The sequence below is a fragment of the Microbispora sp. NPDC046973 genome (assembly GCF_040644495.1).
Lineage (GTDB): Bacteria > Actinomycetota > Actinomycetes > Streptosporangiales > Streptosporangiaceae > Microbispora.
This window is the reverse complement of sequence record NZ_JBEYWQ010000049.1, coordinates 1-22,890: the sequence shown is the minus strand read 5'-3', so window position 1 is coordinate 22,890 and position 22,890 is coordinate 1. Positions and strand designations below refer to the sequence as shown.

Below are 22,890 nucleotides of genomic sequence, written 5' to 3'. Positions count from 1 at the left end.
CCGGCGCGCAACCGCGGCGAAGGTCGCGCCGAGCATCCTGACAAACGGGCTAACCCAATGCCCGAACCCCATGAAGGGAGAAAGTGTGATCCGCACCCTGAACCGCCTGGGAGACCGGCTGCTCGGAAGGCTCCTCCCCGGCGCCGAAGCCCGAGCCGACACGTGTTACTACGTGGGAGGCGTCTACGGCCCGCCCGGTTACGAGTGCCACCACGAGAAGCATTGCTACCCGAACCCCACCGGCTCCATCTGCCTGAAGTACGTCCGTTCGGACTGCGGCACCTGGTACTACGTCGGTTACTGCTGACGGAGCCGGCAGATCCCATGGTCTACGCCGTGCTGACTCTCCGGCTCGTGCTGATGGGGGTCTTCCTGGTCTCCGTGCTCACGAAGCTGCGGACGAGGCAGGCTTTCGGCGAGTTCACCATGGCGGCACGGCGGCTCGGCGGCCTCCCCGCGACTCTCGGGACGCCCGCCGCCGCCGTCGTCGTCGCCGTCGAGGCCGGGACCGTCGTCATGCTGGCGGCGCCCGGCCTCGACGGCGACGGCAGGGCAGGCCTCCTGCTCGCGGGAGGCCTGCTCCTCGCCTTCGCCCTCGTCCTGCTGGCGGCACTGCGGCGGGGAACGGCTGATCCGTGCCGATGCTTCGGCGGATCGGACCAGCCGATCAGCCGCCGGCACGTGGCGCGCAACGCCGTGCTCGTCGTGGGCGCGGTGGCCGGGGCCGCCATGACGTCCACGATGGGCGGCACGCCTGTCACGCTGCCCGCCGCCGCACTCTGCCTGCTCGCGGCATCCGTCGCCACCGGCGCCGTCGTCCTCCTCGACGACCTGGCCGACCTCTTCCGTTAACCCGAAGCGGACCGACTCCCGATGCCACGTCGACCCCCACACCGAAGGGAAAGCCCATGGCCGTCCTGGTCGCCGCCGTCATCCTCCTCGGCGGGCTCGTGCTGCTGAACCTGCTCCTGACTGGCGCGGTCATCAGGAAACTGCGAAAGTCGTCCGGGGAGTCGCGCCCCGACTGGGGACATCCGCAGAACCCCAGCCTCCCCGTCGGCTCCGCGGTTCCCGCCTTCTCCGCGCTCACAGCGGCGAACACGAAGGTCACCGCGGACGACTTCGCGGGCGAGCGCACCCTGATCGGGTTCTTCAGCACCGACTGCCGGCACTGCCTGCCGAAGGCACCCGTCTTCGCCGCGACCGCCCGTGATGCCGAGGCCGACGGCGTACGGGCCCTGGCGGTGATCGTCGCTGGGCAGGAGGACCCCACGGACCTGTTCACCGCGCTCACGGACGACGTGAACGTGGTCGTGGAGAACGAAAGCGGCGCCATGGTGGGCGCGTTCGCCATCACGGCCTTCCCTTGGTTCTTCCTGATCGGCCCGGACGCCACCGTCACCGCCAGCGGCCATGAGCCGGAGCGGCTACTGGCCGCGCCGTCCCACGCCTGACCGGCGTGAGGTCACGACTCGGGCCGCTACGGCTCACCCTGGCGCTCGTCTGGCGCGCCGGACCGGTGCTCGCCCTGTCCCAGCTCGCCATGGCGGTCCTGACCGGCGCGGCCCCCGTCGCGATCACATGGCTGACCAAACTCCTGATCGATCGCCTGACCGCCGGGACGGGCCACTCGACGACACCGCTCGCCGTCGCGATGGCCGTCCTCGGAGCCCTGACCGCGCTGCTGCCCCACCTGTCCGGGTGGGTGCAGCGGGAGCAGCAGCGCCGTATCGCGTGGCGCACCAGCGACGAACTGTTCACCGCGGTGTGCCGGATGCAGGGACTGACCAGGCTGGAGAACCCGGATTTCCACAACCGGCTCCAGCTGGCCCAGCAGTCCGCCCAGACCGCCCCGCAGCTCGTCGCAGAGTCGGCGCTCGGCGCGGCACGCGGCGGCATCACCATCGCCGGGCTCCTCGGCGCGCTCGCCACGCTCAGCCCGCTCCTCGCCGTCGTCGTGGCCGCGGCCGCCGTGCCCGAACTGTTCGTCCAGCTCAGACTCGGCCGCCACCGCGCGTACCTCCGGATGGAGATAGCCCCCGCGGAACGCCGCCGGATGTTCTACCAGACGCTGCTGCTCGACCATCGGGCCGCCAAGGAGATCCGGCTGTTCGGCATCGGAGGCTTCCTGCGGCGGCGCATGCTGGGCGAGCTGACCGCCGAGCAGCGGGCGGAACGCCGGGTGGACCTGACGGCCATCCGCTACAACGGGGCGCTCACCGCCCTCAGCACGGTCATCGCGGGCGCCGCGCTGATCGTGCTGGTCTCCCGGATAGCGGGGGGCCAGGCCGGCATCGGCGACCTGGCCGTCCTGACCGCCGCCCTCGCCGGCACCCAGTCCTCCCTCTCCGGCGTGGTGATCCAGCTGGCACACCTGAACGAGGCGCTCGTCCTGGCCGGCCACTACGCCCACGTCGTCACCATCGGACCCGACCTGCCGGAACCCGTCACCGGTGGCGACGTGCCGCCGCTTCGGCACGGCATCGAACTCCGCGACGTATGGTTCCGGTACGACCCCGGCCACCCTTACGTGCTGCGCGGCCTGAACCTGACCATCCCGTACGGGCGGAGCGTGGCCCTGGTCGGCCTGAACGGCGCGGGCAAGAGCACCCTCGTCAAGCTCCTGTGCCGCCTGTACGACCCCGAGCGCGGCAGCGTCCGCTGGGACGGCGCCGACCTGCGCGAGCTGCGCATCGACGACCTGCGCCGCCGGATCGGAGCCGTGTTCCAGGACTACGTGGCCTACGACCTCACCGCGGCCGAGAACGTCGCCCTCGGCGACGTCGGCTCCCTCGACCGGCCGGAGCGGATCCACGAGGCGGCCCGCCGGGCGGACGTCCACGACACGCTGGTGAGCCTTCCCCGCGGATACGACACCATCCTGTCGCGGTTCTTCGCCGCCGAACAGGACGAGGATCCCGGCCGGGGCGTGCTCCTGTCCGGGGGGCAGTGGCAGCGCGTCGCCCTCGCCCGCGCCCTTCTCCGCACGGACACCGCCGACCTGCTCATCCTCGACGAGCCCAGCTCGGGACTCGACCCCGAGGCCGAGTACGCCATCCACCAGCGGCTCCGAGACTACCGCAGCGGCCGTACGAGCCTGCTCATCTCGCACCGTCTCAACACGGTGCGCGGCGCGGACCACATCGTCGTCCTCGCCGACGGGCGGGTGGCGGAGCAGGGCACCCATGACGAGCTGATGGCCCTCGGCGGGGAGTACGCCCGCCTGTTCACCCGCCAGGCGGCCGATTTCCAGCTCGGCCAGGCCGCCGGCCTCGACCGCCCCCGGCACCTGCCGTCCGCGTCGTCATCGCGATAACCGCTTGTGCTTCTCGCCCGCCTGCGGCAACCTTGGACTCCAAGGAAGAGCCTAGGGCTCCTAGGAAGACGTGGAGAAGGGCGGCACACATGGCGCGGGCCGGGTTGACGGCGGATCGGGTGACGCTCGCCGGCGCCGAGCTGGCGGACGAGGTCGGGCTCGAGCACGTGACCATGTCGGCGGTGGCACGACGACTCGGGGTGAAGGACGCCAGCCTGTACGCGCACGTCCGCAGCCTCGAAGACCTGCGCGGGCGGATCGCCCTGCTGGCGGCGGACGAGAAGACGATCCGCATCGCGGAGGCGACCGCCGGGCGGGCCGGAAAGGACGCACTGGTGGCGTACGCCAACGCCTGGCGGCAGTACGCCCACGACCACCCGGGCCGATACACCGCGACGCAGATCCCCATACAGATCGATCCCGAGCTCGCGGCCCGCGCTGCCGGGCCGCGGCGCGCCGTCGAGCTGACCTACAGCATGCTGCGCGGCTACGCGCTGGAGGAACCCGACCTGACCGACGCGGTGCGGCTGATGCGCAGCACGCTCCACGGCTTCACCAGCCTGGAGGCCGCGGGCGGGTTCGCGCACGCGCGCCCGGCGGAAGACACCTGGGTCCGCTGTCTCGACGCCCTGCACACCCTCCTTGAGCGCTGGCCCACGCACGACGAAGGAGATTCGACATGACCAGCCCGGCCATCGGCCACCTGCGCGTGGACGGCGCCACCCTGCACTACGAGGTGCGCGGAAAGGGCCCGCTCCTGCTGCTGATCCCCGGCGGTACGGGCGGTGCGGCCTCCTTCGACGGCGTCGCCGACGCCCTGGCCGCCGACTACACGGTCGCGTCCTACGACCCGCGCGGCCTGTCCCGCAGCCCGCTGGACGACCCGGAGGCCCCGCAGCGGGTCGAGCAGCACGCCGACGACGCGTTCCGGCTGCTGGAGCTGCTGTCTCCGGACGCACCCGCCCGCGTGGCCGCCTGCAGCTCTGGCGCGATCGTCGCGCTGCATCTGCTCACCACCCGTCCCGACCGGATCGAACGCGTCGTGGCGCACGAGCCGCCGATGGTGGAGGTGCTGCCGGACGCCGCCGAACAGCGCGCGATGCTCGCCCGCGTTCAGGACACCTTCCGCCGGGAGGGGCTGATGCCCGCGGCGGCCGTGTTCGCGGCCGGCCTGAGGAGGCCCGGCGCCGAGCCCGCCGACGTCAGGGCGGCCGCGGAACTCCCCCCGCAGGCGGCGGCCCGAGTGGAGCGGACGATGGCGGACATGCCCTACTTCCTCGGGCGCATCGTGCCGAGCTTCATGGCCTACAGGCCTGACGTGGACCGCCTGGCGGCTCTGTCGGACCGGCTCGTGCTCGCGGCCGGAGCGGACTCGCAGGGCGAACTGCCCTACCGTCCCGCCGCCTTCCTCGCCGAGCTGTTCGGCACGGAGCTCGTCCACTTCCCCGGCGGCCACACGGGCCTGAGCACCCACCCCGCCGAGTTCGGCGAGCTGCTCCGCAAGGTGCTGAGCGCCTGAGTCCGGCCTGTTCGGGCGCGCGGGCGAAGTCGTGTCGCCGGGTGTCGTATGAGGCGGGCGCCCATTCGTCTTCCTGGTGAAGGCCGATCGAAGGAAGAGAGCCGACCGTGAAGTACGTGCTGATGTTCGTGGAGACCGAGGAGTTCGCCAAGCGACTGGAGGCGATGAGCGAGCTGGAGCGCGAGGCCGCCTACGAGGCGGTGGTCCGCTGGTTCACCGAGAACTCCGACAAGATCACACATAAGACGCATCTGACGCCCGCGCACACCGCGACCACCGTACGTCTCGACGGGGGCGAGCCCGTCGTCACCGACGGGCCGTTCGTCGAGGGCAAGGAGGTCGTCAGCGGTTACGCGGAGGTGGAGGTGGCCGATCTGGACGAGGCGCTGAAGCTGGTCAGGTCCTGGCCGGCGTGCCCGATCGTGGAGATCCGCCCGATCTCATGAGCGGACCGGACGGCGGCCGGGGAAGCGGGGAGGTGCTGGCCCGCGTGGTGCGCGAGCACGCGGGCCGCCTCGCGGCGTGCCTGGTGTCGCTGCTGGGCGATTTCTCCGCGGCGGAGGACCTGGTGCAGGACGCGGTGGAGACCGCGTTGCGCCGCTGGCCGGTCGAGGGCGTGCCGGACCGGCCGGACGCCTGGCTGTTCACCGTGGCCCGCCGCCGCGGCCTCGACGTGCTGCGGCGGGAGACGAACTACCGCGCCAAGCTGGCCGGGCTGCGGTGGCCCGAGCCGGGGCAGGGCGACGACCGGCTGCGGCTGATCTTCACGTGCTGCCATCCGGCGCTGTCGCCGGCGGCCCGGATCGCGCTGACCCTGCGGGTGGTGTGCGGGCTGAGCACCGCGCAGATCGCCGCGGCCTTCGTCGTGGCGGAGACGACGGTGGCCCAGCGGCTCACCCGCGCCAAACGGAAGATCGCCGACGCGGGCATCCCCTACCGGATTCCGGCCGCAGAGGAACTGCCCGAGCGGCTGGACGCCGTGCTCGCGGTCGTCTACCTGCTGTTCAACGAGGGCTATCTGTCCAGCACCGGCGATCGGGCGGAGGCACGCGACCTGGCCGACGACGCCGAGTGGCTGGCCGGGCTCCTGGCCGGTCTCATGCCGGGCGAGCCGGAAGTGGCCGGGCTGCTCGCGCTCATCCGGCTGCACCGGGCGCGCGGCGCGGCCCGATTCGACTCCGACGGGCGTCTGGTGCCGCTCCCCGAGCAGGACCGCACCCTGTGGGACCACGCCGCGATCGCCGAGGCGACCGCGGCGCTGACGCGCACGGCCAGGGCCCACCGCCGGCCGGGGCCCTACCAGGTGCAGGCCGCGATCGTGGCCTGTCATGCCGAGGCCGCCGGCTTCGAGCAGACCGACTGGGCCCAGATCCTCGTGCTGTACGACATGCTCCTGGCCATGGCCCCCTCGCCGGTCACCCGGCTGCACCGGGCCGTCGCCCTGCGCTACGTCAAGGGGCCCGCGGCCGCCCTGGCGGAGCTGACCGATCTGGAGGAGACCCTGTCCCGCTATCCGCTCCTGCACGCCACCCGAGCGGAACTGCTGCGCGCGCTGGGCCAGACGAGCCAGGCGCGGCTGTGTGACGAGCGGGCGCTGGGCCTGACCGCCAACCCGGCCCAGCAGGCCCTGCTCCACGAGCGGCTGCATCCGCCTCACGGAGCATGGCCATAGCCCCCGGCCGGGGTCGCCGGATCGCGCTGGTGGGGGCCGCCCGCCAGGGTCAGGCGTGGCTGACCATCACGCGCTTGACGCGGGTGGTCGGCGCCCAGTCTGACCCGGGCGGGGGCCGCATCGAGGGCTTCCGAGCGGGTGGCTCGCTACCGCCTCACCTGCGGCGCTTCGGGGCGCTCAGCACGTCGCTGAGGTCGTCGACCTCCAGTCCCCGCCCCGGCGTCGCCCTGGGCGCAGTGATCGTCATCGGCTTCTCCCAGTTCCGATACTGCGTGGCCAGGTGCGCCCGCAGGATCCGGTCGTCTCCGAGCCCCGGGACCTCGGGCCGCGGATGCGCGTAGAAGCGCCACCCGACCCGGTACGGCCAGCCGCGGTCGTCGTACATGTAGGTCCACGTCACCACCGACGTGCCGAGGGCCGAGGTTCCCGCGGCCTCGCGGAAGCTGGGGGAGACGCGGTAGAGCTCCTTGAGCGTGATCGTCCCGGTCAGGGTGTAGATCCGCTGCCTGCGTCCGGTGGTGCGGTCCTTGGTCCAGGGCGCGACGCTCTTGCGGCTCTTGGTGGACAGCAGCGTGCGCAGCGTGGCCGGCTCCAGGACGTTGACGAACTGGTCGCCGTACGCGGCGGCGGCGCCGCTCGCGCGGCCGGTGCGCGTCCAGGACTTGGCCCTCGGCGCGAGCTGGTACTGCCAGCCGCCCACGCTGACCGTGCGCAGCGTCCCCACCGTACGCAGCAGACCGGCGAAGTAGGGGTCCTTGGCCGCCTCGTCCACCATCAGCTGCTTGTTGCCGATGCGCAGCTGCCGGGTGTGCTCCGAGGCGATCACGCCGGTTCGCCCCAGCTTGACCTTGCCGGTGCCGTGCAGTTCCATGCCGCTCCCGATGAAGGTGCGCCTGCCGTTGCTCAGCTGCACCTGCCGGGTCAGATCCGTGGAGGCGCTCCCGTAGAACTCGGTCGTCGCACCGGCGCCGCGGGCGAGCAGGGACTGCAGGCCCGCCACCGGATCGGGTTCGGCGGCCCGCGCGTGTGCGCTGGTGGGGGCGGCGGTCACAAGGGCCAGGGCGACGATGAGGGGGTGCATGCCGTACATCCAGGTGAGTGAGCGCAGTTCGATCTTGGCTGTGGTGAATGTAGCGTCCTTCCGCTTTCTCCACGTAGTTCGGATCGTGGTGATATCCGGACGGGAACTCCCGGCCTCGGCCACCCGGTCCGGCTCCTTGGCCGGCGCCGTGCCCGCGGCGCGGACCGGCGGGGCGCGCGGCCGCTCCTGCTCCGAGACCTTTCTGCGCCGGGTTCGGCGGGACTCAGCGTGAGTCGCACGCCACGGTCGAGGACGTCCGGCCGGCGACCCGGCGGCCCAGCACGGCCAGCAGGCACATCATGACCAGGCCGACGGCCGCCAGGCCGGCGCGGTCGGCCACCGTGTCGGTGTTGGAGACGAGGCCGAAGGCGGTGTGGGCGACCAGGGCGCCGGAGGCCAGGGCGAGGCTGTGCCGGTCCGTCCACAGGCCGCCGGCCGTCCAGCGGCGCAGGAGCCACGCGGCGGTGACCGCCAGAACGGCGGCGGCCGTCATGGGCACGATCACCCAGCCGCCGTGGGTGAAGGCGGGCTGGGTCGCGCCGCCGAAGGGGAACAGCGACGCCAGGTATCCGAAGGCGGTCACGGCGCCGAACACCCCGGCCGCCGCGGGCGGGGGCGGGCTGATCGAGGGCCTGCCCGGGCGGGACCTCAGCCGCAGCCCCGCTGCCGTCAGCAGGAGCACGGCGGCCGCACAGCCCGCGAGGATCGCCGGTGGCGCCGCGTACCCCGGGTCGATGGAGGTCACCACCGTCATCCGCAGCAGCAGCGCGCCGAGGACGAAGACGGTCGCGGCCAGCCAGGTGCCGAGTCTGCCCAGGTAGGGCCGATCGCGCAGGGACGGGACGATCAGGTCGGTCAGGAGGATCGGGATCGCGGCGCTGAAGACCGCGTGGTAGGGGATCTGCAGCTCGGCGTAGGCGCTGTTCAGGCCCAGGATCCGGGGCGCCCACCCGGCGGCGCCGTAGATCGTGGGGCTGCTCAGCGCCTGCAGCGCCAAGCCCTCCTCCACGACGCCGTAGGCGGCGCCGAGCAGCAGCACCCCGGTCCAGCCCGTCCCGGCCCGCCGTACCAGCTCGCGCACCAGGACGACGCCCGCGCCGTAAATCGGGATCCACAGCAGCAGGAGCCAGGCCATGCGCAGTGGCGGATTGCCGAGGGTGAACTCGGCCACGAGCGGTGTGATCACCGCGAGGAGCAGTGCGGCCCGGCGGCCGCCCGTCTTGTTCGCCGTCATGCGGCCAGCGTGTTCCGCGCGCACAACCCACGTCTGCCGCCCCCGGTCCTGTCCATGGCAACCCAGGTGACAATCCGGCGCCGACTTTGGTTGCTGCCCTCCGCGGGCCCGCCCTCGTTACGCTGGGCGCTCGTGACGGCAGACGTACGGCCGGGCCCTGCGAGGACGCGGCGGGACCGGGCGATCCGGGCGGGTGGCGTCACCTGCGCGCTGGCCGCGGCGGCGGTCGTCGTACGGGGCGACATCGGCGCGGCTTCCGGCTGGCATCTGGTCGCTGACGTGGCCGGCGGCGCGGCGGCGTGCGGGGCGCTGTGGCTGTCGCGCCGGTGGCCGGCCACCATGGCGCTCACGGCCGTGGCGCTTGCGGTGCCCGCGGCCTCGGCGTCGGTCGCGGCCGGCATCGCCACGCTGATGACCGCCCTGTACCGGCGCTCGGCCGTCGCGATCGGCGTGGGCGCGGCCTGGGTGGCCGCGACGCTGGCCCGGTTCTGGCTGCGGCCGCCCGGGCTGGCGCCATACCCGGTGTGGGCGCTGGTCGCGGTGCTGTTCGGGGTGGCGCTGACCGGCTGGGGGATGCTGGCGCGGGCCCGCCGCCAGCTGGTGCTGTCGCTGGAGGAGCGGGTCCGCAGGGCCGAGGACGAGCAACGGCAACGCGTCGACCGGGCCCGTCACGCCGAACGCCTGGCCATCGCCCGAGAGATGCACGACGTGCTGGCGCACCGGCTGTCGCTGCTGGCGCTGCACGCCGGGGCGCTGGAGTTCAACGCGCGGGCCGACCCCGCGGAGGTGGTCGAGGCGGCCGGCGTGGTGCGCTCCAGCGCGCACCAGGCGCTGCAGGAGCTGCGTCAGGTCATCTCGGTGCTCCGCGAGGCGCCCGTCCTGGCCGAGCTGGACCTGCAGGCCTTGGTCGAGGAGGTACGGCGGGCGGGCATGAGGGTCGAGTTGGACGACGGCGGCGTACGCCTGCCCGATCTGCCGGGCGCGACGGCGCGGGCGGCCTACCGGATCGTCCAGGAGGGCCTCACCAACGCCAGGAAGCACGCGCCGGGCAGGCCGGTGACCGTCCGTCTCGACGGCAGGCCGGACCGGGGGCTCGCCATCGAGGTGCGCAATCCCGTGACGCACGCTCCCCGGGGCGAGGGCGCCGGCCTGGCCGGGATGCGGGAGCGGGCCGAGCTGGCGGGCGGCCGGGTGGAGCAGGCAGGGACGGAGAGAGGCGAGTTCCGCCTGGCGGTCTGGCTACCATGGCCGGTGTGAGCGCCATACGCGTGCTGGTCGTGGACGACGACCCGCTCGTCAGGGCGGGTCTGACGCTGATGCTCAGGGGCGCCGACGAGCTCGTCGTGGTGGGCGGCGTGGCCGACGGCGCCGACGTCGCAGCCGCGGTCGACGCGCACGCGCCCGACGTGGTGCTCATGGACATCCGGATGCCGGGCCTGGACGGGATCGACGCCACCCGGCTGCTGCGGCGGCGGCCCGACCCTCCCCACGTCATCATGCTGACCACGTTCGACGCCGACGAGCACGTCTTCGGCGCGCTGCGCGCCGGGGCCAGCGGGTTCCTGCTCAAGGACACCCCGCCGGAGGGCATCGTGGACGCCGTCATCCGGGTCGCGGCGGGTGAGCCGATCCTGTCGCCCGGCGTGACCCGGCGCCTGATCGCCCACCTGGCCCCCGAGGCGGAGGACCGCCGCCGCGACGACGCACGCAGGCTGCTGTCCAGGCTCAGCGACCGGGAGCGTGAGGTCGCCGCCGCGGTCGGCCGGGGCAGATCCAACGCGGACATCGCGGCCGAGCTCCACATGAGCGTCGGCACGGTCAAGAGCTACATCTCCCGCATCCTCACGAAGACCAATCTGGACAATCGCGTCCAGCTCGCCCTCATCGCCCACAACGATCCGCTCTAGACCGGACCCGTCTTACGGCCGGGGTCTCTGACGTTCACCTGGATACAGCGTGGGCGGGTCAGCGGCGGCGGCTTTCACTCGACGACGACGGGCGCGAGCGCCGCGGGAAGCAGGCGTCGCGGGGCGCCCGAGCCGTCCGCCTGCGCCGTCCAGACGTCGGCGCCGAAGTCCCCCGGCAGGGCGTAGCCGAGCGTGCGGACGTCGAGCCACACCGCCTGGTCGTCGACGCTGCGCCGCTCGGCGATCGGGGTCTCCCGCATGGTCCGCAGGTCGAGGACGTACAGCCGCCACGGCGCGTCCTCGGGCAGGCCGGGCACCCGCTTCTTGAACGCGATGCGGGTGCCGTCCGGGGAGAGCGACGGGCACTCCACGTTCTGCCGGATCGTGGTCAGCGTGCGGGCCGCGACGTCGCCGCGCGCCAGCCACGTGCGGCCCCCGGTCGCGAGGGTGACCCAGAAGTGGCCGTCGTCGGCGAAGGTCACCCCCCACAGGTTGACGTCGGCCGCATGATAGGGACGGCCGTCCTTGACCACGCGGTAGGTCTCCAGGTTGTCCTCCAGCGACCAGGTGCGCGTGTCCAGGATCGAGGTGCGGGTGGAGAAGTTCGTCCCCGCGTACGAGTCGCCGCTCACGAAGACGGTCCAGGCCGCCATGCGGCCGGACGGGGAGACCCTCGTACGGGTGGGGATGCCGGCGAGGGGGAACACGCGCCGCTCCCGCAGTCGCGCGTCGAGCACCACGGCTCGATAGGTGTCGCCCAGCGAGCCGTGCTCGGCCTGGAGGCAGGCGCCGGTGCCGGACGAGGCGTGGAAGCGCAGGCACCGCACCCCCGACGAGACACGCGGTCCTCCCGGGTCGTCGGCGGGCACGGAGACCACCTCGTCGCGGTGCGGACCCCACGCCATCGTCCGGAAGAGCATCCGGCGCCCCTGCCCGGCCGCGAGCGTGACCGCACCCGGACCGGCGGCGGGCTCTCCCGCCCGCGTCAGGCCCCTGCTCTCCGCCCGGGCGGCGGCGTGCACCACCGCCCAGGCGGACAGGCCTCCGAGGAGCAGGACCGCGACCAGCAGGACCGTCAGCCGGGGTGAGCCGGTCACGGGGTTCCTTTCTCGTCGCACGTTCAGGTCGTCCGGTTCCGGGAGGGGCGCGCGGAGGGTCCCGCGGAGGGTCGCAGTGCGGTGATCGCGATCGGGGTGGAGACCGCCAGCCCCGCCGTCGCGACGGCCAGCGCCGTGCCGTCGCCCCAGGCCGTCCAGGCGGCGCCGAACCCGATCGAGCAGGCGAAGCGGGCGAGCGCCTGGCCTGTGCCCACCAGGGCCAGCCCTCTCGCCCTCATCGCGTCCGGCACGACGCCCGCGACGGCGGCCGCCAGCACGCCGTCGGTCGCCGCGTAGAAGGTCCCGTGCAGCACCAGCACCGCCACCACCGCCGGCAGCGGCCCGCCGGGAACGGCCAGCACCAGTCCGTACGCGACGAGCAGCGCAAGGTGGCCGAGCAGGAACAGCCTCCGCCGCCCGATGCGGTCGGCCACGGCGCCGGCGGGCACGGCCAGCAGCAGGAAGGCGGCCGCGGTTCCGAGCGGCAGCAAGGGGAACCACTGCGCGGGCACCTCGAACCGGCGCTGCAGCAACAGGTAGACGAAGGAGTCGCTCACCGTCGTCAGCCCCAGCAGCACCGCGCACGCCGCGAGTCGCCGCACGCCGGGCGTCCGCAGGAGCGCGGGCGCCCGGAGCGGGCCGGAGGGGGCCCCACTCCGACTGACGCCGACGCCGACGGGACGGCCGGGGACGAAGAGGACCAGGACCAGCACGCCCAGCGCGGCGACGCAGGCACTGACCGTGAAGACGGCGTCGTAGCCCTCCGCCGCCACTCCCAGCACCAGAAAGGCCAGGACGGGTCCGCAGAGGGCTCCGGCGGTGTCCATCGCCCGGTGCACGCCGAACGCCTGTCCCCGCCGCTCGGGCGGGGTGGCCAGGGAGATGAGCGCGTCCCGGGGGGCGGTGCGCAGGCCCTTGCCCGTACGATCGAGGGCCAGCACCGCGCCGATCACCGGCAGGGTGTGGGCGACCAGCAGCAGCGGCTTGCACAGCGCCGACAGGCCGTAGCCGGCGACGGCGACCGCCTTGTGCCGCCCGCCCCCACCGTCGGCGAGGTGGCCTCCGGCCAGCCTCACCAGGGCGCCGACTCCGTTGTAGACGCCGTCCAGCACGCCGAAGCCGAGCGGGGACAGCCCCAGCCCGGAGACGAGGTAGAGCGGCAGCACGGCGGTGATCATCTCCGCCGACACGTCCGTGATCAGGCTCACCGCGCCGAGTGCCAGCACGGTTCCCGGAACCGCGGCCCACCGCCGTCCCCGCTGCGGGACGACGGCGGGCGCGCCGCGACTGTCCGCGAGATACACGCGGTCAGTTCCAGATGCCGGAGATGGCCGACGCCGACGCCGCGTTGCCCGCGTGGCCGGTGCCGTACATGTCCTCGAGGGTGCGCAGCAGGTTGTAGTGGTTGTAGGTCGTGCCGGAGGACGACCCCGCGAGCACCGGCTGGCCGTACAGGACGGTGGCGATGCGGTTGCCGGCCAGGCGGTTGTCCTCGTCGAAGGTGACCACGAGAAGGCTGTTGTGGGTCTTGGCCCAGGTCGCGTAAGCGCCGAGGTTGTTCTTCAGCCAGGTGTCACCGGTGGACACCGAGCAGTCGTGCATGTCGCTGCACAGGTTCGGGACGACGAACGACACCTTCGGCAGCTTGGTGAAGTCGGTCGGGAACTGGGCGAACGTGTACGCCGTGGACGTCGGCACGTTGGAGAACCCGAACCAGGGGTTGTGCTTGCGGGCGTACTTGCCGCTGCTGCACGTGGTCGAGCCCTGGCTGGGCAGCGACTCGTTGTAGCTGGCCCAGCTCTTGCCCGCGGCGATCAGCTCCGACGCCAGGTTGGGCGCGGAGCTGAAGCCGGGGGTGTAGCAGGAGTCGTCGGTGATGCCCTGCGTCGATCCGGAGAACATGGCGAAGTAGTTGGGCTGGCTGGGGTGGGTCTCGGCGTAGAAGGCGGTCAGGTTGGCCCCGCCGCTCTTCAGGGAGTTGATGTAGGGGGCGCTGGAGCTGCCGATGATCTGGGAGTAGGCGTGGTTCTCGAAGACCACGACCACTGTGTGGTCCGGCGTCGGCAACGTGGCCGCCTGGGCGCTGAAGCCTCCGGCGGCCCACAGGCCCAGGGAGGCCGCGGACAGCGCGAAGGCGGTGGCGAGGGCGGTGATCCGGCGGGACGGCATGGCTGTCCTCCACAGGGGGGGTGTCTGCGACCAGCACAGGCTAGGAGCGCCCCGTGACGCCGACCTCGCGCCTGGCGTGAAGGTTGGCCGAACGGTGAGTGAAGCCCCTTGTCGCCCGATTTCCCCGGCGCCGTAGGGAGCGTGCCGTAGGGGAGCGCGCCGCACGAGAGCGCTGCGACCCGCCCGACCGAGGTCGGACACTCGTGCCCGGTCAGCCTCGTGGCGCGTACATGATGATCAGGACGCCGGCCAGGCAGACGAGCGCGCCGATGACGTCCCAGCGGTCGGGACGGAACCCGTCGACGAGCATGCCCCAGGCCAGGGAGCCGGCGACGAACACGCCGCCGTAGGCGGCCAGGATCCGGCCGAAGTTCGCGTCCGGCTGGAGCGTGGCGACCAGTCCGTACAGGCCCAGCGCGATCACGCCGCCGCCGATCCACAGCAGGCCACGCTGCTCGCGTACGCCTTGCCAGACCAGCCACGCTCCGCCGATCTCGGCGAGGGCGGCCAGGACGAAAAGCAGCAGGGAGCGGATGACCGTCATGGCCGGTAGTACACCGCATGGCACCGGCCCGTCCACCGCCGGATCACCCTCCTCGCGCGACGAGGGTGCGCGGCATCCGCGCCCGCTCCCGCCGCATCCGCAGAGGGAGCTCGCGGCAGGCCGCGCACGCCGGCATGGGCAGAGCGAGGAGGCCGTTCCTCCTGCGCCTATCGCGCATCGGGAATTCTGATTTCCGGATCAAGTCCCTTTACTCATCGCAATGGCGCGGTTACGTTTCGATGGATCCCCACCACCGAAAGGAGCGCGTCATGTCGTGCGGAGGAAAGGAAACGAACGGGTGGAGCAAGAATATGCCGCAGGACACGGCGGCCCCGTTCATCGCGGCCCGATGGGCCGAGTACATCAAGGACGAGGTGCCGGGCAAGATGCATTCGCTCAACCGGCCGATGACCCCCGGGCAGGCGACGGCCTGCACCATGACCTTCAATCGAACCGCCTACAACGGCCGGTCGCAGTCGGGCTTCCACGGCGAGGTGGACTGCCTGAACCAGGCGTACGAAAACGGGGAGGACCTGGGCTCGGGCCAGTTCACCGCCCTGACCAACCCGGTCTGCCAGGTCTGCGCCGCGGTCCTGTACGGCGTCGGGGTGACGACCGTGCCGAACATGGCCGGTTCCTCCAAGGAGTACGCCAATTACCGGCTGCCGGACTGGATCTTCCTCGACGATAGCGAGGGCGGCGTGCTCCACAGGATCATCGGCAAGACTGCCTGGCACGTGTGGACCAACCATGTGTCCGCGGCCACCCGCGGTAAGGCCGAATTCCGGCAGCGGGTGGTCACCGAGATGACCCAGGTGCTGCGCAAGTACTGACACCAAAGCCTCCGGCCGGATATTCCGCCGCGTGCCCCGGCCCTCATCGGTCTCTGATCCCCCTCCCCGACCGACCCGCAGCCGGGCCCGCGGCGGCGGCCGCCGCCACCCGACGCCGGCCGCCAGTACCTCGGACAGCGCTGCCGCGTCCACGACACCCCGGACGCCGACGCCTACTACGACTCCGAGTGGGAGAAGTACGACCCGACGCGTCACGGGCTGACGTTCACCCCCGGCATGGGCGACGTATTCGGCTACCCGGCGCCTTACCCGCCGGTGCGGGCCATCGCCTCAGCGCTGCGCGGGCACCTGGCCCCCGCCGAGCGTGAACTCCTCGCGAGCTCGCCGGGATGATGGGTCCCGACCCCGACACCCTTAAGCCCTCCGACCAGCTCCGCCAGCTCATCACTCGCACCCGCGGCAAACTCGGCAAAGCCCCGGACGGCCTAGCGCGCATCCTGTGCGACTCCGCCTACGTCTACCGCACCCACGCCATCACCCTCGACTGGACCCACTTCCAGGAACTCGCCGACCGCGGCGCCACACAACTCCACCACCGACCTATGGGACGCTCTCGCACTCGTGCGGGGACCGGTGCTGGACGGCTGCCACCACTGGTGGCTGGAAACCCCCGTGCTCGAGAACATCCGCGCCGAATCGTCGACGCCGCCGACCTGCTCGCCGAACTCGAACTCGACGCCGGCCGCCCCGACCGCTCCGCACGCGCCGGCCGGCAAGGGCTCGCCTCCGACCCCTACGCCGAACAGTTCTGGCGCGCCCTCATGCGCGCCGAGTACGAAGCCGGGAATATGAGCCGCGTCCACGAGGCGTGGAAGGCCTGCCTGAAGGCGGTCGCCGAAGTCAGCGCCGGCGGCGACCCCCACCCGGATACCGCGGCCCTTTACCGACGGCTCACCATGACACGACATCCCGCCTGAAGCATTCGTGTCGTCATCAGGTCCCATTCTGCTGCGCTGAAGGTCCTGAGCCTCAATCCATACGGCAGCGGGCACACCGTGCCGCGCGCCTCCTGGTCGGTCTTGGAGCTGGCGACGTAGACCTCCAATCCTTCCTTGACGATGCGCAGGTCGACGTCGTTGAGCGCGACGAGCCGGTATGAGCGCTCAGCCTGTGGGTCCCGTCGGGTTCCGCGATTCCGGTGAGGATCCGGCCGCGATCTTCGAGGCGCTGCCGCCGTCCCACCGGGCCCACTTCCGGGCGGAGTACGACGAGGCGTTGGAAGCCGCGCACGACCTGGCCCGCTTCAAGCAGGTGCAGACGCTGTTGCGCCAGTGGCGCCTGCGTGCGATCGCCTACGCTCGCCCAGGTGATGAGGAGGCCGTCCAGGACGCCCTTCAGGAGCGTGCCGCGATGTTCACTCGCCATACCCCGCCGGAGTGGGAAGGCCGGGTGTGAGCTACAAGTTCGATGGTTTCCAGGGACGCGCAGAGCCATTTTGTCCCTGGCCCTCGCGGACTTGGCATGGCAGTACGAGAGCAACGAGACCGAGAGTGGAGGGAACCCGCGAGGTCAGCCGCGCCGGTGCCCGCGCGTACTGTTTCTGCTGGTCAAGCTCGGCTATGCCCCCACGCCGATCGAACGGGCGGTCATCGGCGGGCTCCCGCACCGCGGCGACGCCCCTGCGGAGGAGCCGGCACCCGACGCCGACTCTATGGCAGCGGGCAGTCGGGGCCGGTGCAGTTCGTCAGGCTGTCGCAGCCCGCGGCGACCACCTGAGTGAGTGCGGTGCGGACGGTGGTCAGGTCGGCGATGCGCGCGTCCACTTCGGCGATCTTGGCCTGGGCGCGGGCGCGCAGGCCGGGAGTGGGGTGACCACGCCGGCCGGTGTCGATCAGCTCGGCGACCTCGCCGAGGGTGAAACCGAGCCGCTGGGCGGCCTTGATGACGGTCAGCAGGGTGACGGTCTCCGGCGGGTAGGCGCGGTGCCCGCCGGGGCTGCGCGCAGGCTCGGCGATCAGCCCTCGACGCTCGTAGTAACGCAATGTCTGCAGGTTGACCCCGGCCCGCTTGGCCACCTGCCCGCTACGCAGGTAGGGGCCGTCGAGATCCGGCCTCACGCCGATCCTCGCGATGCGGCAGGCTTTGATGCGGACGCCGCGGCGGCGCGTGCCTGCAGCGCGTCCAGCACCTCGATCCGCTCCGGCGGCACCGCCACCTCCAGCGCCAGGTCACCGTCCGCGATGGTCAGGGTGAAGGAGAAGAAGGAGCAGCAGCCGTTCTCCCGCGCGGTCAGCTCGGCCGCCCGGGCCGCGTGCTCCGGGCTGAAGACGAGCTCCAGCCGCAGCCGCTCACGCCCAGGGCGCCGCACCGCCCGGACCGCCTCGGCGAACAAGGCGTCGAACTCGGCCACCCGCAGCGGCCGCTCCACACTGGGCAGGCTGCACGCCGAGGGAGCCCATCCCCGGTCAAGGGCGATGTCCCGTGTCATACCTCTGACGGTAAGCCCGTACCCGGGTATCGGATGCAACCCCGTGCGCGTGGTCGCCTCGCACCGATGACCGTACGGGCGGCGCGTACGCGGGATGGCGCCGGGCGGCCGATCACCGGCGGTCGTCCTCGGCGGGGGAGCAGCACGGGTCGGCGCACTCTCCGGACGAGGTGGACGGGGTGGACAGGGGGATGGCGGGAACGGTGCAGCAGGTGTCACCGCGCCAGGCTTCGCGGCCTTCCTTGACCGCCACGGCGGCGATGACCAGGGCGGCGACCGGGTCGGCCCAGGACCAGCCGAAGGCGCTGTTGAGGGCGAGCCCGGCGAGCAGCACCGACGACAGGTAGGTGCACAGCAGGGTCTGCCTGGAGTCGGCGACCGCCGAGGCGGAGCCCAGCTCGCGGCCCGCGCGCCGCTGGGCGTACGACAGCAGCGGCATGATCACCAGTGAGAGGGCGGCCAGGATCAGGCCGGGAGTGGAGTGCTCGGGCTCGCCGGCGCCGAGCAGGGTGCGCACGGCGTCGACAGTGACGTAGGCGGCCAGTGCGAAGAAGGAGATCGCGATGATCCTCAGCGCGGTCTTCTCCCGCGCCTGATGGTCGGTCGCGGAGAACTGCCAGGCCACCGCGGTGGCGGAGGCGACCTCTACGACGGAGTCCAGGCCGAATCCGACCAGCGCGGCCGAGGAGGCGAGGGTGCCGGCGGTGACGGCGACGACGGCCTCGATCACGTTGTAGGTGATGGTGGCGGCCACCAGCAGCCGGATACGCCGCCGGAGCGTGTCGCGACGGGCCGGGGTCGGCCCGAGGGAGAGCGCGGTCATCGGCAACACCCTCTCTCGTCCGCGTCGACGCAGGTGCGGTCGGCGGCCACGGCGATCACTGCGGTGCGCAGGTCGTCCAGCGCGTGGCCGAGCCGCTCGTCGGCCAGCTCATAGCGGGTACGCCGGCCGACGGGCACGGCGACGACCAGGCCGCAGTCTCGTAGGCAGGCCAGGTGGTTGCTCAGGCGCGTGCGGGAGACGCCCAGCAGGTCGGCCAGGTCGGCCGGGTGGGCCGGAGCCTCGCGAAGCGCGATCAGGATGCGGCAGCGGATCGGGTCGGCCAGGGCGCGGCCGAACCGGGCGAGTACGTCGACGTCGGAGGCGATGGTGGCCACGCTCCGACGATACACGGACTCCTGAATTCACGAAGTCATGAACTGTCTGCGGCTGCGCAACCGGCATCCGCCCGGCAACCACCGCCGGGAGCCGGCTCGCGCACGTCGGGGCGATTGACACCCCTGGGGGGTATGCTATGGTCTCTCGCGACGGATACCCCGCGGGGGTAACTTGACAGGAGGAGGACGGCATGTGCACGGCATGTGCGTGCGGCACGGAGTCGGCTCAGACTGCGGCGACCGCTGAGGCGAATGCGGCGGACGGCAGGGTCTATTCGGTGAGCGGGATGACCTGCGGCCACTGCGTCTCGTCGGTGTCCGGGGAGATCGGCAAGGTCGGCGGCGTGACCGGGGTGGTCGTCGACCTGCCGACCGGCGCGGTCACCGTCAGCGGCGCGGGGTTCACCGACGAGGAGATCCGGGCCGCGGTGGAGCAGGCCGGCTACGCGCTGGCGAGCCGGGTCTAGCGGGTCGAGCCCCGAAGAAGGCGGTGGGCGTGCACGGGCATGCACGTCCACCTGCGGGGCCGGTCCGATTCGGCATCACACCCAACCCTCTGTCGCATCCTCCCATCGCAGGGCGGATGCGAAGAACAGGAGTGCGGCATGAACGCCGTCAATCCGCGCAGGTGGCGGGCACTGGTCGTGCTCGCCGCGGCGCAGTTCATGGTCATCATGGACACCTCGATCATCGGGGTCGCCTTACCCGACATGCAGCGCGACCTGGGTTTCTCCCCGGACGCGCTGCAGTGGGTCTTCAACGCCTACGTCATCGCCTTCGGCGGCCTGCTGCTGCTCGGCGGTCGTCTGTCCGATCTGTTCGGCGCCCGCAGGATCTTCACCACCGGCTGGCTCATCCTGATCGCCGGGTCGGCCGTCGCCGCCGCGGCGAGCAGCCCTTGGGCGGAGATCCTCGGCCGTGGTGTTCAGGGCGTCGGCGGCGCGCTCATCGCCCCCGCCTCGATGACCCTGCTCATGATGCTCTTCTCGCACGATCCGCGGGAGCTCGGCAAGGCCATGGCCCTGTACGGCGCGGCAGCACCGGCCGGTGGCACCGCCGGGGTGTTCCTCGGCGGAGTCGTCACCGAGTATCTGAGCTGGCCGTGGGTCTTCATCGTCTACCTCCCCATCGGCGTCGCCACCCTGCTGGCCGTGCCCGCACTGCTGCCCGCGGTGGCCGGCAGGCGCGGGTCGGTGGACGTGCTCGGCGGCGTCGCCGTCACCGCCGCGATCGCCCTGGCCGTGTTCGCGATCGTCCGGGCCCCCGAACAGGGCTGGGGCTCTGCCGCCACGCTGCTGGAACTGGCGGGGGCGGTCGTGCTGCTCGCGCTGTTCCTGCTCGTGCAGCGCGTGATCCGGGAGCCGCTCATGCCGCTGCGGATCTGGCGCACGCCGGGGCTGGCCGTCGCCAACCTGGCGATGGCGCTGCTGGGCGCGGCCTGGATCCCGATGTGGTACTTCCTCAACCTCTATCTGCAGCAGGTGCTCGGCTACAGCGCCTTCCCCAGCGGGGCGGCCCTGCTCCCGATGACGATCGCGATCATGATCTTCATGATCGGGATCACCGCCCGGCTGCTCGGCAGGTTCGGCGCCAAGCCCCTGATCGTCATCGGGCTCGCCGTGCTGGCGGCAGGGGTGGCCGGGCTGTCCCTGGTCAGGCCGGAGGGGACCTTCGTCGCCGACGTGCTGCCCGCCTCGCTGGTCGCGGCGGTCGGCATGTCCCTGGCCTACATCCCCGCGATGATGTCGGCGATGTCCGGCGCGCGGCCGGAGGAGAGCGGGCTGGCCTCCGGCATCGTCAACACCACCTACCAGATCGGCTCGGCCCTCGGCCTGGCCGTGATGACCGCGCTCGCCACGAGCGGGGGAGCGGCCGCGGCGGACGGCCCGGCCGCGCTGACCGACGGTTTCCGGGCCGCCTTCGCCGGTGCGGCGGTCGTGGCGGCGGCCGGCGCCGTACTGACCCTGTTGTTCATGCGGAAACCCGCATCGGCGGCGCCGGCCGCGACGGACGCCGAGGCGGTGCGGGTGTAGGTCACACCGAGCGGGTCCGTCTCGGTCGAGGCGGGCCCGCGAAATACCCTAGGGGGGTAGGGTGTTCAATAGGGACAACGGACCTCAGAGCAAGGCGGGGAGATGGCCGGATACACGGGGACCAAAGAAGACCACCTCAGGCGGCTGCGCCGGATCGAGGGGCAGGTCCGCGGACTGCAGCGGATGGTCGACGAGGACAAGTACTGCATCGACATCCTCACTCAGGTCTCGGCCGCCAACAGGGCGCTCCAGGCGTTCGCCCTGGAACTGCTGGACGAGCACATGGCGCACTGCGTCGCCGAGGCCATCGCCAAGGGCGGCGCCGAAGCCGACGTCAAGATCAAGGAAGCCTCCGACGCCGTCGCCCGTCTCGTTCGTTCCTGATCGATTCCACGAAGGAGAAGCGTCATGACCACAGCCACCTACACCGTCGCCGGCATGACCTGCGGCCACTGCGTCAGCTCGGTGAAGGAGGAAGTCGGGGAGGTTCCCGGTGTCACCGGTGTCGAGGTCGACCTCGCCACCGGGATCGTGACAGTCGAAAGCGACAGCCCCGTCGACACGGCCCAGATCAGGGCCGCCGTCGAGGAGGCCGGATACGAAGTGGTGGACAAGCAATGAACACGCCGGCCCGCCTGGGCGCCTATGTCCTCGGTCTCGCCGTGGTCTTCGGAGGAGCGTTCGGCGTCGGCGGCGCCGTCGGCGCGACCGGCCCGGCACCCGCGAAGAACGACCATGGCGGCCACGCGACCCCCACACAGGCCGCGCAGAAGACCGAACACGTGCCGGGAGGACTTCAGGTGTCCCAGAGTGGCTACACCCTCACGCCCCAGATCACGACCATCACCCCCGGCACGAAGACCGACTTCCGGTTCACCGTGAACGGGCCCGACGGCCGTCCGGTGACCGCGTACGAGACCCAGCACGACAAGAAGCTGCACCTCATCGTGGTCAGCCGGGACGCGACCGTCTTCCGGCACCTGCACCCCGAGCTGTCGGGTGAGGGGATCTGGTCGGTGCCGCTGACGCTGCCCGACGCCGGCGCCTACCGGATCTTCGCCGACTTCGCCCCCCAGGGCGGGGAAGGCCTGACCCTCGGCGCCGACCTGTACGCCCCCGGCGACTACGCGCCCAAGGCCCTGCCGGCGCCCAGCCGTACGGTGACGGTCGACGGATACACCGTCCGGCTCGACGGCACCCTCACCCCGGGTACGGCGAGCAAGCTCGTCGCCGAGATCAGCAGGGACGGCAAGCCCGTCACCGACCTGCAGCCCTACCTCGGGGCCTACGGGCACCTGGTCGCGCTGCGCGTGGGCGACCTCGCCTACCTGCACGTGCACCCCGACGGCGCTCCGGGTGACGGCGTCACTCCCGCCGGCCCCGGTATCACCTTCTACGCCGAGGTCCCCAGCCGCGGCGACTACCGGCTCTTCCTCGACTTCCAGCACGACGGAATCGTGCGCACCGCCGCCTTCACCGTGCGGGCGGAGCAACCATCAGGGGCGGTTCCCACCGCCACGGCGGACCACGGGTCGGAACACGCCCACTCCGGCCACTGACAGCGGGCATGACGCGGAAAGGAGAGGTGATGTCCTCCATCACCGGTGACCGGCCGTCGGGCGTGGTCGAGCTTTCGATTGGCGGCATGACCTGCGCGTCGTGTGCGAACAGGATCGAGCGCAAGCTCAACAAGCTCGATGGTGTGACCGCGACGGTGAACTACGCCACGGAGAAGGCCAAGGTGACCTTCCCCGAGGGCCTGGACCCTCTGGCTTTGGTGGCGGAGGTGGAGAAGGCCGGCTACACCGCCAGGCTGCCCGAGCCGCCAAAGCCCGAGCAGGAAGGTGAGCAGCCGGGGGATGAGCTTGCTGGGTTGCG

General features: G+C 72.0%; 29 protein-coding genes. 19 read left to right on the top strand and 10 right to left on the bottom strand.

Translation table 11 applies throughout. The features are described 5' to 3' along the window. Positions 1-85: 85 nt before the first annotated feature. The 8 genes from ABZ860_RS40595 to ABZ860_RS40560 all read left to right on the top strand — a co-directional run bounded on the left by ABZ860_RS40595 (position 86) and on the right by ABZ860_RS40560 (position 6,507). Positions 86-307 (top strand): hypothetical protein, encoded by a 222-nt coding sequence (locus tag ABZ860_RS40595; RefSeq protein WP_357231375.1) that lies wholly within the window; start codon positions 86-88, stop codon positions 305-307. Between the two features lie 29 nt (positions 308-336). Continuing rightward, on the top strand, positions 337-852 hold the full coding sequence (locus ABZ860_RS40590) for a MauE/DoxX family redox-associated membrane protein (protein WP_357231372.1): 516 nt from the start codon (positions 337-339) through the stop codon (positions 850-852). Between the two features lie 56 nt (positions 853-908). Next, the gene (locus ABZ860_RS40585) at positions 909-1,454 is read left to right on the top strand and encodes a redoxin domain-containing protein (RefSeq protein ID WP_357231369.1); all 546 of its coding nucleotides are present in this window, start codon (positions 909-911) and stop codon (positions 1,452-1,454) included. Positions 1,455-1,459: 5 nt separating this feature from the next. Further along, a complete protein-coding gene (locus tag ABZ860_RS40580) occupies positions 1,460-3,316 on the top strand; it encodes an ABC transporter ATP-binding protein (protein ID WP_357231366.1) in 1,857 nt (618 codons plus the stop codon). Positions 3,317-3,405: 89 nt separating this feature from the next. Continuing rightward, complete coding sequence (locus tag ABZ860_RS40575) at positions 3,406-3,999, top strand: TetR/AcrR family transcriptional regulator (protein ID WP_357231363.1); 594 nt, start codon at positions 3,406-3,408, stop codon at positions 3,997-3,999. After that, on the top strand, positions 3,996-4,835 hold the full coding sequence (locus ABZ860_RS40570) for an alpha/beta hydrolase (protein ID WP_357231360.1): 840 nt from the start codon (positions 3,996-3,998) through the stop codon (positions 4,833-4,835). Before ABZ860_RS40575 ends, ABZ860_RS40570 begins: the two co-directional genes overlap by 4 nt. A 107-nt stretch (positions 4,836-4,942) precedes the next feature. Continuing rightward, positions 4,943-5,281 (top strand): YciI family protein, encoded by a 339-nt coding sequence (locus ABZ860_RS40565; RefSeq protein WP_357231357.1) that lies wholly within the window; start codon positions 4,943-4,945, stop codon positions 5,279-5,281. Next, complete coding sequence (locus tag ABZ860_RS40560) at positions 5,278-6,507, top strand: DUF6596 domain-containing protein (protein WP_357231354.1); 1,230 nt, start codon at positions 5,278-5,280, stop codon at positions 6,505-6,507. Before ABZ860_RS40565 ends, ABZ860_RS40560 begins: the two co-directional genes overlap by 4 nt. A 154-nt stretch (positions 6,508-6,661) precedes the next feature. Here ABZ860_RS40560 and ABZ860_RS40555 read toward each other — a convergent pair whose 3' ends face one another. Beyond that, on the bottom strand, positions 6,662-7,588 hold the full coding sequence (locus ABZ860_RS40555) for a hypothetical protein (protein WP_357231351.1): 927 nt from the start codon (positions 7,586-7,588) through the stop codon (positions 6,662-6,664). A 223-nt stretch (positions 7,589-7,811) separates the two neighbouring features. Then, positions 7,812-8,822 carry a hypothetical protein gene (locus ABZ860_RS40550; protein ID WP_357231348.1) on the bottom strand — a complete coding sequence of 337 codons (1,011 nt, stop codon included), beginning with the start codon at positions 8,820-8,822 and terminating at the stop codon, positions 7,812-7,814. Between the two features lie 132 nt (positions 8,823-8,954). Here ABZ860_RS40550 and ABZ860_RS40545 point away from each other — a divergent pair, with 132 nt between their 5' ends. After that, positions 8,955-10,079, top strand: a complete 1,125-nt coding sequence (locus tag ABZ860_RS40545; protein ID WP_357231345.1) for a histidine kinase — start codon at positions 8,955-8,957, stop codon at positions 10,077-10,079. Continuing rightward, on the top strand, positions 10,067-10,729 hold the full coding sequence (locus ABZ860_RS40540) for a response regulator transcription factor (RefSeq protein WP_357231342.1): 663 nt from the start codon (positions 10,067-10,069) through the stop codon (positions 10,727-10,729). Before ABZ860_RS40545 ends, ABZ860_RS40540 begins: the two co-directional genes overlap by 13 nt. Before the next feature lie 74 nt (positions 10,730-10,803). Here ABZ860_RS40540 and ABZ860_RS40535 read toward each other — a convergent pair whose 3' ends face one another. The 4 genes from ABZ860_RS40535 to ABZ860_RS40520 form a co-directional block, all read right to left on the bottom strand. Beyond that, positions 10,804-11,826, bottom strand: coding sequence for a hypothetical protein (locus ABZ860_RS40535; RefSeq protein WP_357231339.1), 1,023 nt, complete (start codon positions 11,824-11,826; stop codon positions 10,804-10,806). Positions 11,827-11,849: 23 nt separating this feature from the next. Further along, on the bottom strand, positions 11,850-13,130 hold the full coding sequence (locus tag ABZ860_RS40530) for an MFS transporter (protein ID WP_357231336.1): 1,281 nt from the start codon (positions 13,128-13,130) through the stop codon (positions 11,850-11,852). 4 nt (positions 13,131-13,134) lie between these two features. Then, positions 13,135-13,995: an alkaline phosphatase family protein gene (locus tag ABZ860_RS40525; RefSeq protein ID WP_357231333.1), complete on the bottom strand. Its 861-nt coding sequence runs from the start codon at positions 13,993-13,995 to the stop codon at positions 13,135-13,137. A gap of 211 nt (positions 13,996-14,206) precedes the next feature. Further along, the gene (locus ABZ860_RS40520; protein ID WP_357231330.1) at positions 14,207-14,539 is read right to left on the bottom strand and encodes a YnfA family protein; all 333 of its coding nucleotides are present in this window, start codon (positions 14,537-14,539) and stop codon (positions 14,207-14,209) included. Positions 14,540-14,850: 311 nt separating this feature from the next. Between ABZ860_RS40520 and ABZ860_RS40515 the strand changes: the two genes are divergently transcribed. The 3 genes from ABZ860_RS40515 (at position 14,851) to ABZ860_RS40505 (ending at position 16,788) form a co-directional block, all read left to right on the top strand. Then, the gene (locus tag ABZ860_RS40515) at positions 14,851-15,372 is read left to right on the top strand and encodes a hypothetical protein (RefSeq protein ID WP_357231327.1); all 522 of its coding nucleotides are present in this window, start codon (positions 14,851-14,853) and stop codon (positions 15,370-15,372) included. Positions 15,373-15,722: 350 nt separating this feature from the next. Next, positions 15,723-16,310 carry a bacterial transcriptional activator domain-containing protein gene (locus tag ABZ860_RS40510; protein ID WP_357231324.1) on the top strand — a complete coding sequence of 196 codons (588 nt, stop codon included), beginning with the start codon at positions 15,723-15,725 and terminating at the stop codon, positions 16,308-16,310. A gap of 178 nt (positions 16,311-16,488) precedes the next feature. Next, entirely contained in the window at positions 16,489-16,788 is a 300-nt protein-coding gene (locus ABZ860_RS40505; RefSeq protein ID WP_357231321.1) for a DUF6247 family protein, read from the top strand. Between the two features lie 254 nt (positions 16,789-17,042). On the opposite strand, the gene ABZ860_RS40500 is transcribed toward ABZ860_RS40505, so the two are convergent. The 4 genes from ABZ860_RS40500 to ABZ860_RS40485 all read right to left on the bottom strand — a co-directional run bounded on the left by ABZ860_RS40500 (position 17,043) and on the right by ABZ860_RS40485 (position 18,979). Next, a complete protein-coding gene (locus tag ABZ860_RS40500) occupies positions 17,043-17,450 on the bottom strand; it encodes a MerR family transcriptional regulator (protein ID WP_357231318.1) in 408 nt (135 codons plus the stop codon). Then, complete coding sequence (locus ABZ860_RS40495) at positions 17,447-17,821, bottom strand: hypothetical protein (RefSeq protein WP_357231315.1); 375 nt, start codon at positions 17,819-17,821, stop codon at positions 17,447-17,449. The genes ABZ860_RS40500 and ABZ860_RS40495 overlap by 4 nt, the downstream gene beginning before the upstream one ends. Positions 17,822-17,933: 112 nt before the next feature. Then, positions 17,934-18,644, bottom strand: a complete 711-nt coding sequence (locus ABZ860_RS40490) for a cation transporter (protein WP_357231312.1) — start codon at positions 18,642-18,644, stop codon at positions 17,934-17,936. After that, a complete protein-coding gene (locus ABZ860_RS40485; protein WP_357231309.1) occupies positions 18,641-18,979 on the bottom strand; it encodes a metalloregulator ArsR/SmtB family transcription factor in 339 nt (112 codons plus the stop codon). The genes ABZ860_RS40490 and ABZ860_RS40485 overlap by 4 nt, the downstream gene beginning before the upstream one ends. Before the next feature lie 278 nt (positions 18,980-19,257). On the opposite strand from ABZ860_RS40485, the gene ABZ860_RS40480 reads away from it, so the two are divergent. The 6 genes from ABZ860_RS40480 to ABZ860_RS40455 all read left to right on the top strand — a co-directional run. Then, entirely contained in the window at positions 19,258-19,446 is a 189-nt protein-coding gene (locus ABZ860_RS40480; RefSeq protein ID WP_357231306.1) for a heavy-metal-associated domain-containing protein, read from the top strand. Between the two features lie 138 nt (positions 19,447-19,584). Next, positions 19,585-21,012: an MFS transporter gene (locus tag ABZ860_RS40475; protein WP_357231303.1), complete on the top strand. Its 1,428-nt coding sequence runs from the start codon at positions 19,585-19,587 to the stop codon at positions 21,010-21,012. 102 nt (positions 21,013-21,114) lie between these two features. Continuing rightward, positions 21,115-21,396: a metal-sensitive transcriptional regulator gene (locus tag ABZ860_RS40470; protein ID WP_357231300.1), complete on the top strand. Its 282-nt coding sequence runs from the start codon at positions 21,115-21,117 to the stop codon at positions 21,394-21,396. 24 nt (positions 21,397-21,420) lie between these two features. Next, the gene (locus ABZ860_RS40465) at positions 21,421-21,633 is read left to right on the top strand and encodes a copper ion binding protein (RefSeq protein ID WP_357231297.1); all 213 of its coding nucleotides are present in this window, start codon (positions 21,421-21,423) and stop codon (positions 21,631-21,633) included. Beyond that, on the top strand, positions 21,630-22,571 hold the full coding sequence (locus ABZ860_RS40460; protein WP_357231294.1) for a hypothetical protein: 942 nt from the start codon (positions 21,630-21,632) through the stop codon (positions 22,569-22,571). Before ABZ860_RS40465 ends, ABZ860_RS40460 begins: the two co-directional genes overlap by 4 nt. 29 nt (positions 22,572-22,600) lie before the next feature. Beyond that, positions 22,601-22,890, top strand: a 290-nt coding sequence (locus ABZ860_RS40455) for a heavy metal-associated domain-containing protein (RefSeq protein ID WP_357231290.1), incomplete at its 3' end; no start/stop codon positions are given.

Excerpts from the sequence above, each read along its gene's own strand:
- ABZ860_RS40585 (WP_357231369.1), top strand. The coding sequence starts at position 909 with ATGGCCGTCCTGGTCGCCGCCGTCATCCTCCTCGGCGGGCTCGTGCTG.
- ABZ860_RS40575 (WP_357231363.1), top strand. The coding sequence starts at position 3,406 with ATGGCGCGGGCCGGGTTGACGGCGGATCGGGTGACGCTCGCCGGCGCC.
- ABZ860_RS40570 (WP_357231360.1), top strand. The coding sequence starts at position 3,996 with ATGACCAGCCCGGCCATCGGCCACCTGCGCGTGGACGGCGCCACCCTG.
- ABZ860_RS40560 (WP_357231354.1), top strand. The coding sequence starts at position 5,278 with ATGAGCGGACCGGACGGCGGCCGGGGAAGCGGGGAGGTGCTGGCCCGC.
- ABZ860_RS40555 (WP_357231351.1), bottom strand. The coding sequence starts at position 7,588 with ATGCACCCCCTCATCGTCGCCCTGGCCCTTGTGACCGCCGCCCCCACC.
- ABZ860_RS40550 (WP_357231348.1), bottom strand. The coding sequence starts at position 8,822 with ATGACGGCGAACAAGACGGGCGGCCGCCGGGCCGCACTGCTCCTCGCG.
- ABZ860_RS40540 (WP_357231342.1), top strand. The coding sequence starts at position 10,067 with ATGGCCGGTGTGAGCGCCATACGCGTGCTGGTCGTGGACGACGACCCG.
- ABZ860_RS40525 (WP_357231333.1), bottom strand. The coding sequence starts at position 13,995 with ATGCCGTCCCGCCGGATCACCGCCCTCGCCACCGCCTTCGCGCTGTCC.
- ABZ860_RS40520 (WP_357231330.1), bottom strand. The coding sequence starts at position 14,539 with ATGACGGTCATCCGCTCCCTGCTGCTTTTCGTCCTGGCCGCCCTCGCC.
- ABZ860_RS40515 (WP_357231327.1), top strand. The coding sequence starts at position 14,851 with ATGCCGCAGGACACGGCGGCCCCGTTCATCGCGGCCCGATGGGCCGAG.
- ABZ860_RS40510 (WP_357231324.1), top strand. The coding sequence starts at position 15,723 with ATGATGGGTCCCGACCCCGACACCCTTAAGCCCTCCGACCAGCTCCGC.
- ABZ860_RS40505 (WP_357231321.1), top strand. The coding sequence starts at position 16,489 with ATGAGCGCTCAGCCTGTGGGTCCCGTCGGGTTCCGCGATTCCGGTGAG.
- ABZ860_RS40495 (WP_357231315.1), bottom strand. The coding sequence starts at position 17,821 with ATGACACGGGACATCGCCCTTGACCGGGGATGGGCTCCCTCGGCGTGC.
- ABZ860_RS40490 (WP_357231312.1), bottom strand. The coding sequence starts at position 18,644 with ATGACCGCGCTCTCCCTCGGGCCGACCCCGGCCCGTCGCGACACGCTC.
- ABZ860_RS40475 (WP_357231303.1), top strand. The coding sequence starts at position 19,585 with ATGAACGCCGTCAATCCGCGCAGGTGGCGGGCACTGGTCGTGCTCGCC.
- ABZ860_RS40470 (WP_357231300.1), top strand. The coding sequence starts at position 21,115 with ATGGCCGGATACACGGGGACCAAAGAAGACCACCTCAGGCGGCTGCGC.
- ABZ860_RS40465 (WP_357231297.1), top strand. The coding sequence starts at position 21,421 with ATGACCACAGCCACCTACACCGTCGCCGGCATGACCTGCGGCCACTGC.
- ABZ860_RS40460 (WP_357231294.1), top strand. The coding sequence starts at position 21,630 with ATGAACACGCCGGCCCGCCTGGGCGCCTATGTCCTCGGTCTCGCCGTG.